The 13186-nt window shown below is 39.0% G+C and carries 8 protein-coding genes; all 8 read left to right on the plus strand.

Annotated elements, in window-relative coordinates; translation table 11 throughout:
* Nucleotides 1-17 precede the first annotated feature (17 nt).
* Nucleotides 18-1391, plus strand: coding sequence for a hypothetical protein (locus GXM17_RS14690; protein WP_163400078.1), 1374 nt, complete (start codon nt 18-20; stop codon nt 1389-1391).
* Between the two features lie 28 nt (nt 1392-1419).
* Complete coding sequence (locus tag GXM17_RS14695) at nt 1420-2910, plus strand: glycosyl hydrolase family 28 protein (RefSeq protein WP_163400079.1); 1491 nt, start codon at nt 1420-1422, stop codon at nt 2908-2910.
* Nucleotides 2911-2925: 15 nt separating this feature from the next.
* Nucleotides 2926-4332 carry a right-handed parallel beta-helix repeat-containing protein gene (locus tag GXM17_RS14700; RefSeq protein WP_163400080.1) on the plus strand — a complete coding sequence of 469 codons (1407 nt, stop codon included), beginning with the start codon at nt 2926-2928 and terminating at the stop codon, nt 4330-4332.
* A gap of 118 nt (nt 4333-4450) precedes the next feature.
* Nucleotides 4451-6085: a GH39 family glycosyl hydrolase gene (locus GXM17_RS14705; protein ID WP_163400081.1), complete on the plus strand. Its 1635-nt coding sequence runs from the start codon at nt 4451-4453 to the stop codon at nt 6083-6085.
* A 298-nt stretch (nt 6086-6383) separates the two neighbouring features.
* On the plus strand, nt 6384-8042 hold the full coding sequence (locus GXM17_RS14710) for a hypothetical protein (protein WP_208796449.1): 1659 nt from the start codon (nt 6384-6386) through the stop codon (nt 8040-8042).
* Between the two features lie 198 nt (nt 8043-8240).
* Nucleotides 8241-9674: a hypothetical protein gene (locus GXM17_RS14715; RefSeq protein ID WP_163400082.1), complete on the plus strand. Its 1434-nt coding sequence runs from the start codon at nt 8241-8243 to the stop codon at nt 9672-9674.
* A gap of 77 nt (nt 9675-9751) precedes the next feature.
* Nucleotides 9752-11125 carry a sulfatase family protein gene (locus GXM17_RS14720; protein ID WP_208796450.1) on the plus strand — a complete coding sequence of 458 codons (1374 nt, stop codon included), beginning with the start codon at nt 9752-9754 and terminating at the stop codon, nt 11123-11125.
* 32 nt (nt 11126-11157) lie between these two features.
* Nucleotides 11158-13116, plus strand: coding sequence for a DUF1565 domain-containing protein (locus GXM17_RS14725; protein ID WP_163400083.1), 1959 nt, complete (start codon nt 11158-11160; stop codon nt 13114-13116).
* Nucleotides 13117-13186 lie beyond the last annotated feature (70 nt).

Below are 13186 nucleotides of genomic sequence, written 5' to 3' on the forward strand. Positions count from 1 at the left end.
ACTAAAAACATAAAAATATGATGAAGCGACAAATACTATTGATTTTTACCCTACTATGCTGTTGTTATTGTAGTCAGGCAGCCGAAATAAAAATTAGCTCTTTAAAAGAATTAGCAAAATACGCATCCGAAAGTGGGAATACCATAACCATGAAACCCGGCGTTTATTCGATGCAAGAATACCTCACTGCTGATGTGATCAAAAATACTATACCCGATAAAGTTGGAAGGTATGCGATGATTCATTTTAGCGGAAGCGACAATATTTTTAACCTAACAGGGGTAACCATTGAGATTAATACCAAATTGCTGGGTGTTTTTAAAGCCCGAGTGAGTGAGTTGTATCTATCGGGAAAAAATGTGCATATCAAAGGATTAACCGTGACTGATTTAGGGAATTTTGCGACTTCAAAAGGAGGGCATACGTTTACGGTGGCTGGTGATAATGCCAAAATTGAAAAAGTGACACTAAATGTGAATGGTTCTTCGCCTTATGGTTATGGCGATTTATTAGGAAAAGGCGATGCTAATTTAGCTCCGCTACAAAAACATAGTGGAATGTGTATTGAAGGTACTAACGATACCATTGTGGACTGTGCTATTTATTCGAAAGCCTTTGGTCACCTCTTTTTTATACAAGGAGGGCGCAACGTGTATTTTGAGAATTGTTATGCCGAAGGGATGACAAGAACCACAGACGAAATGCTGGCGGAAACTTCAGGATTGGCGCACAAAGTAGGTTTTGCTTCTGTTTATAAAAATTATGAAGGCAAGAAAGTCATAACACCGGGATATACCAAGTCATTAAATGAATGTGGTTTTCGTATGTACGGCAAAGGCGGCGTGGACGGGAGAACAACAGGAGCGGTTACGGCTGTAAATTGTAAGGCAAAAAATACCCGTATTGGTTTTGCTTTCGGGAAAGTAACCGATGCTGTTTTAATCAAAAATTGTGAAGCTTTGGGTTGCGAAGTGGGGTATAATATTACAGGTGTGAAAGTTGAAAATAGTCGAGGGGATATGGTCAATGGACCGTTGTTGTACGTGACCAAAGGTGAAGTTTCGGATGTAGAACTAACCTTGACTTCGAATGATTCTAAAACTACAGTTCATGCCTTGGCGTGCATTTCAGGAGACAATCATAAAGTAACGCTTAAAAAAGAGGGAGATTTGAGCAAAGGGAAAATTCTTCCGATAAAAATTGGAGCCACTACGCCACCCGCGAATAACGGTTTTTCGCCATTAGGAACTGCGCCTACTTCGGGAATTGTGTTGACGAACTTAACAAGTATGCCAGTCGAATTGAATTCGTTTTCCTCTTCTTGTAAAATTAGCACCAATGGAGAGGTGAAGGATAACGGGAAAAACAATCAAATCGTGAAAATAAAGTAACGACTTTAATTCAAATCGAATAAAAAAAATGATTAATAATCTAAAAAAAGCAATCATAGGTTGCAGTTTGGGGTTGCTATTAGGATGGAATTCTTTTGCTCAAAAAGTAAAAGTCTATCCTGCTCCTTCAGGAATTGAATTGTCCAAAGCCTATGTTGTAAAGGTAGAAGGGCAAACGGTGCCGGTCTATCAAACCAAAATTCCGCCTTCAGAACCCATTCCGAGGTTAAAACCTATAGGAACTTTTGGGTTGGCCTCGGTGGCTTCATTTGATATGAATGCGTCGGCTAGCGTTTCGGTTACGATTCCTGATAAAGTGCAATCAGTTAAAATTTTACCCACTTCGTACGGAATTGTACCTACTATTAAAGGCAATACCATTCAGTTCCAAGTAAAAAATCCTGGGCATATCACGGTGGAAATTAATGGGCAATGGCACGAGTCTTTGCATATTTTGGTGAATCCATTCGAAAAAAATATACCAAATCCGAAAGACCCGAATGTTATTTATTTTGGACCAGGTATTCATGAGGTCACTAACATTACGGTTGGCGATGGTCAAACCATTTACCTGGCGGGTGGTGCCTATTTGCGTTGTGGTACGCTTGAAAATGAGGAAGAAGTTGAAATTCGAGGAGCTAAAAGAAAACCGCCTACGTTTATTTTAAGAGGGAAAAATGTGAGCATTCGCGGAAGAGGTATTATTGATCAAAGCATGGTGCCTAAGAAGATTCGTCGTTATACCATTTTGGCACAAAATGCACAAAACGTAACCATCGAAGGGGTCACTATTTTTGACCCAAGTCATTGGACGATACCGATTCAGAGTTGTGATAAGGTGCATGTGGAGAACATCAAAATCATTGGATGGCGCGGTAATGCCGATGGCGTGGATATTACCAGTAGCCGAGAGGTGTTGGTCGAAAATTGTTTTATGCGAACCTTTGATGATGCGGTGGTGATTAAGTCTTTTGGTGGTTTTGGCGAAGTGAAAAATGTGCATACCCGCAAATGTGTGGTTTGGAACGAATTGGCACATGCTTTAAGCATTGGTGCTGAGGTGCACGAAAACATCAGTAAGGTGCTTTTTGAAGACTGTGATGTGATTCACGATGTGGGTAGGGAAACGGCTTTGAGAGTCTATCATTGCGATGATGCGGTAATTAGCGATGTGGTTTTTGATAACATCCGAATCGAAGAAGCCCGCCGATTAATTTCGTGCTGGATAGGAAAAACGAGATGGACAGAAACCGAAGAAAGAGGACATATTAAAAATGTAACTTTCAAAAATATTACGGCCACTTCGGCGCCTATTGACCCAACCTTGACTAGATTTCAAGATGGCACCGACTGGAAACCCTACATTATAAAAGACCATGCCAGTATGGAATTGGTGGGATATGATGCCGAGCATTTGGTAGAAGGAATTCGATTTGAAAATGTACTACTCGATGGTAAAAAGGTTCAGGCTAAAAATGTTACGATGAACGAGTTTGTAAAGGATGTTCAATTTAAATAAATGAAAAATAAAGAAATGAATAAACAAATATATGTTGCATTTACGTTGTTGGTATTGCTTTTTTCAAGCCCTGCACAATCGGCAAATACAACTAACAAAGTTATAGAGGTAAGCAGCCTTTCGGAGTTCAGAAGCTATTTGGATAAGGACAACGTAAAGGTCAAAATGAAAGCCGGAAATTACCAAATTGATACGGCGCTAAAAAACCGATTTATAGAAATCACGGGCCACAATTCTTATTATGATTTAAGAGGAGTGCGATTTATGGTAGATTCGAAATTGTTTAGCCGCAACGATTTGACTAAAAGCAACGATGGAAACAGCATGTATTGTGCTATCGAAATTTCGGGTAAAGACGTAACATTCGAAGGCTTGTATATTGAGACCTATGGCGATACACCGGGCAGACAAAGCAAGAACAAAATTTTTAACCTTGTAGGGGAAAATGTCACCTTGAAAGATGTGGAAGTGCGAACTACAGGCTCAAGCCCTTGGGGTTTTGGGTATTTATACGGTCTAGGCGGAAATGATGTGCGTAAAATGAACGGCATCCGAATAGGCTATCCTGCCAAAAATGTAAAAGTACTGGGTTGTCAGGTACACATGCGAGCGATGGGACACGCTATTTTCTTGCAAGGAGCCGAAAATACTTTGATAGAAAACTGTCAGGTGGATGGTTTGTTGCGTACCACTGATGCGATTCTTGCTGAGACTTCGGGTTATGCTTTTGATAAAAAGTTTTATGCGGGCAAAAACAATTATATCGAGGGGACAATTGTAGGCGAAGACGGTAAAATTTTACCAGGAGAAATCATTTCATTAAGCGAAGATGGCATTCGAATGTACCCTGATTATGAGGGACACCCAACTAAAAATACAACAGTAAAAAATTGCAAGGTAACCCAAATGCGAAGAGGAATTTGTACGGGATTGAGCACTTCGGGAGACCAGGTAATCGACTGTGAAGTGCGCGATTGCGTGGCTACAGGTTACAATATAGGAAACGAAGATAAAGTGATTAATTGCAGCGCCGATGCCAAATATGGGGAAGCTTTTTGTATTCCTTATACGAATGCCAAAAATGCGCAGGTGGAAATCAAAATTTTAGATAGCAGAAATGGAAGAGCGAACAATTTGCTAGCCAAAATCAATGGGACAGGGCATAAGGTGGTTATTTCAACCGCTAATCCCGAATGGATTCCAGATGCCATGGCAATTAAACTATCGGTTTGGGAAGGTTATGGCAATTTTGATGAAAAAGCGACTATGCATGCAACTAATATTAGTTTAGACAATAAAACGATGACAAAAGTAATCACTTATAAGGGGACAAAGAACGCCGAAATAAAGAGTGCAGGAGGAGTGCGTGAAGCAACGGATTCGGAGAATGCAATCAACGAAAGCAACCGAACCAAGAGATAAGAATTTCGAAAATAAAGCGATTAGATATGAAATGAGCATGACTCAAAATTTGGTCGCAAACACTAATGATGATATGCGAATTACATATGACCGATAAAAAAACAATAAATAGTAACATATGAAAAAAATACTACTACTAGCATTTTTGTTGGCGCAAGTTGCAACGGCTGTGGCGCAAAATGTGGTTGTGAATGCGAAAGAAAAAGGAGAAAAATTCGAACATTTTTGGAGCAAAGGCGTAGGAGCTGGGCGTGCCAATGAAGGCCTGCGTGCGGGTTGGTTGGAACAATTGGAAAAAGTACAACAAGACTGCGGATTTGAATTTGTACGTTTTCACGGCATCTTCCACGATGATATGTTTCCTGTTTTTGAAAAGGACGGAAAATATTCGTATAACTGGCAATACATCGACGAATTGTTTGATAGAATGCTGGATTTGAAAGTAAAACCTTTTGTAGAATTGGCTTTTTTTCCAACCCCATTGGCTGCCAAAAACAGCAAAACCCAATTCTGGTGGAAAGCCAACATTACACCTGATGAAGCTAAATTTGGTGAATGGCATAATTTGGTAAAAGCTTTTACCCAACATTGTGTGGACCGTTACGGAATTGATGAGGTACTAACTTGGTATTTTGAGGTGTGGAACGAACCGAACTTACATTATGGTTTTTTTGATGGCACCAAATCGCAATATTTTGAGTTGTACAAACAATCGGTTTTAGCGGTTCGTTCGGTGGACAAACGCTTAAAAGTAGGAGGACCTTCAAGTAGTAATTTTGTGGCAGATGGTCGCTATGACGGAGAAGTTGAAAATCGTGATGGAAATCTGGTGACATTTACCGCAGAAAATATCAATAATTTGCAATGGAAAGGTTCTTGGATCGAAGACTTTTTGAAATACTGCGAAAAAGAAAAATTACCAGTTGATTTTGTTTCGACCCATCCGTATCCAACCGATTATCCTTTTAATCCTACTACTGGAAAAGGAAAAGACTTTTCTCGTTATGTGAATTCGACTAAGGATGATATCGAATGGCTGAATAAAGTCATCAAGAAAAGTGCTTATCCCAAAGCCGAAATTCATTTGACCGAATGGAACACCAGCCCCAATAGTCGTGATGCGATGCACGATTTCTTACCTCCAGCAGCCTATATTGCTAAGGTGAATTTGGATTGTATCGGATTGGCCAATTCGTTAATGTACTGGACTTTTACCGATATTTTTGAAGAAAAAGGCGGTGGAGAAAGCATTTTTCACGGTGGATTTGGAATGATTAATTACCAAGGATTGGTAAAACCATCGTATCACGCGTACAGAATGTTACACCAGTTGGGTGACGAAAAATTATTCAAAAGCGACTATTTGTTTGTCAGCCGTAAATCAGCTAACGGAAAAGTGGTGGCTTTGGCCTATAATTATCCAGAAGACCATTACAAAGCCGTTCCGGCAAGTATTAAAAAAATCGAAAAATACGAGCAAGGGAAAACGCGACAATTAAAAATGGAGCTGACAAACTTGAAACCAGGAACGCAATTCAAACTGGAAACACTAGACAAAGAGCACGGAAATATTTACAATTATTGGGAGCAAATGGGCAAACCAGAACCTCCAACACGTGAACAAATTAAAGTAATGAAGCAAATGGCCGAAAATTTAAAAACGGAATTCCTCACAGTAGGTAATAACGGTACGTTTACATTAAATCGCGAAATGAGTCCGTGGAGTATGCTGTTGATAGAGCAGGTTAATTAAGTGTAAAATAAAATTTTTAATATGCAAAATCTGCAAAATCTGCGTGAAAAAAATCAGCACGCAGATTTAGATATATTTACACAGATTTTTAAATGAAATATTGACGAACACATTTTTAAAAAAAGGTTAGATAGAATGAATTAAGTATGATAATTATTTTTAAATATTTTTTAAATCTTTAAGATCTGCGTGAAAAAAAGATTAGGCGATCAATGTTTTTTAAATAATCATTTTAAAAGAAAATCAACGATTTAAAAATAGGAATCCCAGTAACTACCTATCAGAGTTCTATATAACAATGAAAAAAAATAAAAAAATAAGTGTTTTCGGTTTTTGTGTGGTTTGCTTCGTTTTGTTTGCGATGAGTTTTTCTACTGCTGTATGGTCGCAGCATCCGCCCAAAAAATACAGAAATATAGCAATGACAGCAGGCTCTATCGCGGTTCCTTATGAAAGAACCTTGGAGTGGACAAACACCTCTGCCTTTGCACAGGAAATGTACAAAGCGATTGCCGACAAGAAGATTACAGCTAAAATGATGGTGACCAAAGAAGCGGCGCCTCGTATTTTACTCGCTCGATTACTGTTGAAACAAAATATTGCCGAAGTAAACCAAACCATACAAAAATTGATGGTGTGGGGCAATTGCGGCTCTTCGTGGGCATTGAATCCCAAAGGGGACTATGATTTTCCCTTAACAATACTAACTACAATTCTTTGGAAATTTGGCGACCAACCCGATATTTTGTATCCCGAAACAAAAAATTATTTACAGAACGTCCTTTTGTCTGAAGATGGCGGTAAATTTTGTTACACCGCACCCAAAACACTGGGGCTGCACGTAGAAACTGAAAACCATATGCTCATGACAGGAGGGTCAAGATATCTCAAGAATCGATGGATTGCTCAACATGGGAACAGGGATGACTATTATGATAACGTGCAAAACGGACTTGAAGAAAAACTCCTCTCTCTTTTGGGAGAAATGAAGCAAAACGGCTTGTACGAATTCAATTCTATTCCTTATTTAGGATTTACCATTACGGCGCTTTTAAATTTGGAGGCCTTTGCCTCAGAGAAAGTGCGCAGCGAAGCACGAAATGTGTTGGATTATATTAATTTTAGTTATGCGCTTAGCAGTTACCAATTAAAACATTATCCGCCCATGCGTAGGCGATACGATAAGGCGGGTATACAAGAGTTGAGCGTCGATTACAACACCGCTTTTATGAAATCGTGGCTCGGCTATTTAAAAGGAGTAACGTTTGATACTACGATGGGAATCGGAAAGGAGCATGCTGCCTTTGGTGCTTGTATGCCTTACCGTCCTGCCGATCGAGTAGTTCAATTGCTTTTTGACAAAGTTGACGGTTACTTTGTACGTCAAGGCCACGGACCAAAAGCATCACCCGAAATAAGCGGTGCGGGCAAACATTTTTTAATTAGTTCAGGCGGTGTCAATAGAGGAAAAAAATCGGAAATAGTTGCCAGACCTATTTGTTTGTTTTTGGATGATAAGGCCAAAAATATTTCCGAAATAATACATCTTGCTGGACCTGGAACAGATTTTATGGAGTGGAACAATACGGGAGTGTATGAAAACTTTGCTTGTGCAGCGGGGCCTGTTTTAATTCCTACTGGGATGACTGCTGTTGCCAAGGAAGGAAACTGGGCGGTATATGCAGCGTCCAAAAACGTGACGGTCATGGTGTATTCTACCCAAAAATTAGGACTAATGGCAGTTTTTGAAGACGTAGCACCACTGGTTGTTTTTAACGAAGTTGTACTAGCTAATGCCAATCCTAACGTTCTTCTTACCTCATTTACATTCCCCAATGGAAGCAAACTTAACTATGATGTTTTGGCTAAAAAAGACCAATGGGTAATGGTTGCTCAAAACGGAAAAGCTTTAGACCGAGACTTTGATTCTTGGCCCTTGATTGATGGGGAATTGTAGCCATTACATTTAGTTTTAAGAACAGTCTTATTTTTAAGAAACGGGGGCAAATCGTCAAACTAGTTCGTACTAGTAAGCTTTCGGTTTACTTTTTATTCCATTTGAATTTAAAGTTATAGTAGTTGCATCATATTTTATATTGAAATCTGCTGTTCCAATGTATTTTTACATACCAAAATTGTTGTAACCAAAAAATACATGAAAAAAATTGTAACTAACCTAATTTGTTCAGGGTCAAAAAGACACTTCTTCTTACTGCTGTTTTTCGTTTCTTTTTGTTCGAATATACACTCGCAAATCGTGGTGAACTCTTTAATAGAATTACTGCCTTATTTAGAGAAAAGTAATGTAAAGGTCAAGCTCAAACCGGGCATTTATACCATCACTGCCAAAGACATTCAAAAAGGAAATTTTCCCGCAACTTCTGGCGAAAAAAACATTGCAAATGTGTTGTTTTTATTTTCAGGAAATAACAGTGAATACGATTTTACAAAAGTAACGGTTAATGTCAAAACCGAAGTGTTAAATGCTTTTACTACCCCAAAAGGAGAATTGTACGAGGTGCAGGTGATAGGGAATAATAATGTGATTAAAAACCTGAAGCTGGTCGATGACGGTTCGGTACACGACGCGCCTAAACGACGTGCTACAAATATCGTTATGGATGGAAAAAGCAACAGAATCGAAGGCTTTCATATCACCACCCGAGGTTCCTATCCGTATGGCTATGGAGAGGCTTTTGGCAAAGGAGGAAAAAACGTAATCAGCCACAGAAAGCATTCGGCTTTTTTAGTGCGAGGATATAAAAACCACGCTAAGAATGATACCATTATCCATCAATCGTATGGTCATGCCATTTTTATGCAAGCTGCTGATTGGCCTACGATTGAAGGCTGTTATGTACAGGGAGCCATGCGTTCTACCCACGAGATGTGGAAAGAAGAAGGCAAAGGCACCGATGCAGATAGAATTGGATTTGTAACGGCTTTTGGCTATAAATTACCCAAAGGATACATGATGTGTTTGGGCGAAGAAGGGATTCGCGCTTATAATGGAGGCGAAACGATTATTGATGGTGTCGGATACAAACGAGGTACTTCAAATCCTACAGTGCTAAATTGCACGGTGAAAAATATGCGCGCAGGGGTAACTCTCACACATGCCACCGGAAAAAAATATGTTTCAGGCACTACAGCGATTGGCTGCGAAAGAGGATTTTGTATAGGAACAGGTGATATCGTAAATTGTTTTGCCGATACGCAGCACGGACCCGCTCTTGGCGTGGATTACCCTACCGATAAAGGCATGACGGCCGAAATTACTTTGTTGTCTTACGAAGGAAAATCGTATAATGGAAGTGGTCATGCAGCCATCATTATTGGCAGCCATCACAAAATTACCTTTCATAATGCCGTTAAAAATGCCGACCAAAATTTGAAAATAAACATTGGAGGCGACAATAAAACCATTGGAATGTTGGCTAAAGATGAAAATTATGCCGCTTCCAACATTGTAATCGAGAATTTTACCAATTACCCTATAGTATTAGATGATAACAGTAAAAATTGCAGCGGTACTTCGGTTGGAATTGTGGTGGATAACGGGGTTAAAAATAATATTGTGAAAAAATAAAAGTCCGTGATTGCCATAGGGCCAATAGAGCATTTAGCAATTACTTCATTACTTTTTATAAATAAATAGCATACATTATGAAAAATAGACAATGGATAACAATTCTAACTGTTATTATGATGTTACAGGCACCGACTATTTTTGCATCGGTTACCCCAAAAAAGGAAAAGCCTACCAACTTCATTGTAATTTTTACCGATGATTTGGGTTATGGGGATTTAGGATGTTATGGCGCTCAGGGCTATCAAACGCCACATTTGGATGCGATGGCGAAAGAGGGGATGCGTTTTACCGATTTTTCCGTTTCAAGTTCTATTTGCACGCCTTCCAGAGCGGGATTGCTAACGGGGCGCTACGCCAAACGCTGGGGGCATAATGATAATGTGTATTACCCGTACAGTAAGGACGGAATGCCTGCATCTGAAATTACGATTGCCGAAGTGTTAAAACAAAAAGGCTATCAAACGGGTATCGTGGGCAAATGGCATCTGGGACATCAATCCGAATATTTGCCTTTGGCGCAAGGATTTGATATGTATTTCGGAATTCCGTATAGCAATGATATGTGGCAGGCTATTGAGATGCCATTAGCCCAAAACCATTTGTTTAATGATGGTTTAACGCTTCAGGATTATAAAAATGCAAACGCCAAAACCCAATGCCGAAATCAAGTCCCTTTAGTATCGGGTAATGAAGTGATTGAATGGCCTGTTCATCAATCCGAACTCACCCGAAGATATACAGAAAAAGCGCAGGAATTTATTCTTCAAAATAAGGAAAAACCATTCTTTTTGTACCTCGCCCATAGTATGCCGCATGTCCCTTTGTATACCTCTGCTTCATTTGCAGGGAAAACCCAACGCGGATTATTTGGGGATGTATTGGAAGAAATTGATTGGTCTGTAGGTGAAATTTTAAAAACGCTGAAAACACAAGGATTAGACAAAAATACATTGGTCATTTTTACTTCAGATAATGGCCCCTGGTTAGCAAAAAAAGCTAATGCCGGAAGTTCTGGACCACTTCGGGATGGTAAATTCAGTCCTTATGAAGGCGGCTCCCGAGTGCCTTGTATTGTTTGGCAGCCAGGAACAGTGCCCCAAGGCATAGTGTCGAACCAGCAAACAACAACACTTGATTTATTGCCAACTATTGCCAAAATTGCTGGCGCTGCCCTTCCTAAAGATAGGATTATAGATGGCTTGGATATAAGTGCTGTTTTTAAAGGAAAAAATACAAAAAGCATACAGCGTGACTATTTTTTATACCGGGGGGATGCCATTAGAGTTGGGGATTGGAAATATGTGAAAGATAAAAATACCGAGCAACTTTTTAATCTTGCAGTGGATAAAGTAGAATCCAAAAATCGAATGGCTGAATACCCTGATAAAGCGAAAGAGTTAGCCGCCAAATTAAGAAAGGTTCAGGAGGGATTTTTAGATAGGAAGTGAGCGTATTAGTTAATTAAAAACAGAAGAAATCAATGAAAAAAATAGTATCTCATATCCAAATTATCTGCCTTTTATTTTCCGTTTTTTTGCAAGCCAAAGAATATCATGTGGCCAAAACAGGGAATGATTTTAATTCTGGTACAAAAGAGAGTCCCTTTAAAACTATTACTAAAGCGGCCAAGGTAGCGCTAGCGGGTGATGTTATAACGGTTCATCAAGGGGTGTATCGCGAATGGGTGAATCCACTGCACGCAGGAAGGAACAACAACAATCGAATTGTTTACCAAGCTGCCGAAAACGAAGAAGTTTGGATTAAAGGTTCGGAACAAATAAAAACGTGGAAAAAACACAAGGGAACAGTTTGGAAAGTAGTTTTGGATAATGCCTTTTTTGGCGAATTTAACCCCTATCAAGAAGTTTTATTTGGCGATTGGATTACGAAAACCTACGGCAGAAAGCATCATTTAGGAGAAGTGTATGTAAACGGAAAGGCATTGTACGAAATTGATAGTCTTTCCAAAGTATTTACCGAAAAACCTTTAAAACGCGCTGTAGATGCCGAAGGGTCGAAGTACCAATGGTATTGTGAAAGCAATCAGGAAAGCACCACAATTTACGCTAATTTTCGAGGTAAAAATCCAAATGAGGAATTGGTTGAAATAAATGTACGTCCGACTGTATTTTTTCCTAAAAACACAGGAATGGATTACATTACAGTACGCGGTTTCAAAATGTGTCATGCCGCCACACAATGGGCGCCACCAACAGCGGAGCAAGAAGGTTTAATTGGCCCCAATTGGAGCAAAGGCTGGATTATCGAAAACAATTTGATTTCCGATTCCAAATGTTCCGGAATTGTGATTGGAAAAGAAAGAGCATCGGGTCAAAATTTATGGAGTTATGATCAAAAAAAACACGGGACGCAGCGTGAACGTGAAGTGGTTTTTAAAGCATTGCAATTGGGTTGGTCTAAAGAAACAATAGGGTCGCATATTATCCGAAACAATACAATTAAAGATTGTGAGCAAGGCGGAATTATCGGGCACATGGGCTGTGTTTTTAGCGAAATAAGCAACAATCATATCTACAACATCAATGTCAAAAAACAATATGAGGGTTGGGAAATTGCAGGGATAAAATTGCATGCCGCTATTGATGTACTAATCAAAAACAATTTCATACATAATAATCATAGAGGAATTTGGCTCGATTGGCAGGCACAAGGCGCTCGTATTACAGGCAATTTATTGAATGACAATGAAGATCAAGATATTTTTATTGAAGTAAATCATGGTCCTATGATTATTGATAATAATATTTTATTGTCCGAAAGAGGTGTTCTCAATGCTTCACAAGGAACAGCTTTTGTGAACAATTTAATAGCGGGAAACATACAATTACGTCCGGCTTACAATAGATTCACACATTATCATTTTCCGCATTCAACACAAGTATTGGGCATGATGACTATTGTATTGGGCGACGATCGTTTTTATAATAATATTTTTGCTGCGAGTAAGGGTAGTTTACAAAAAGAACAATATTACGGTTTAAATGGGTACAACGATTTTCCCTCAGCAACTTATGAGTGGAAATCTCCTGGTGGAATGGATGCGTATAACAAACAAAAGTTTCCCGTGTTTATAGCTGATAATCTTTATTTGAATAAAGCTTTGCCATCCACTATAGAGACCAATTTTGTTGAAAACAGAAAACTGAATCCCGAATTAAGTTTGGTTAAAGAAAATGATGGCTATTATTTGAATATCACTATTGATGATAGCTTTCAAAAAGTTACAACCCGATTTGTTAATACGGCTTTGCTGGGTGCCGCTTTTCAGTCGGAAACACCTTTTGAAAATCCCGATGCCTCCGAACTTACTATAGATAGGGATTATTTCGGTAGTAAAAGAACTGCTGGCAGCCCCTTTGTTGGTCCATTGGAAAACTTAAAAATTGGGAAGAATAAAGTTAAAGTTTGGCCTTTATAAAAAAGTATTGTTTATTTAAAACTTAAAAATACAACGATAAAAATTTGTAAAAATTTAGGTTTTGATTCGG

This window comes from Flavobacterium fluviatile, from assembly GCF_010645065.1.
Lineage (GTDB): Bacteria > Bacteroidota > Bacteroidia > Flavobacteriales > Flavobacteriaceae > Flavobacterium > Flavobacterium fluviatile.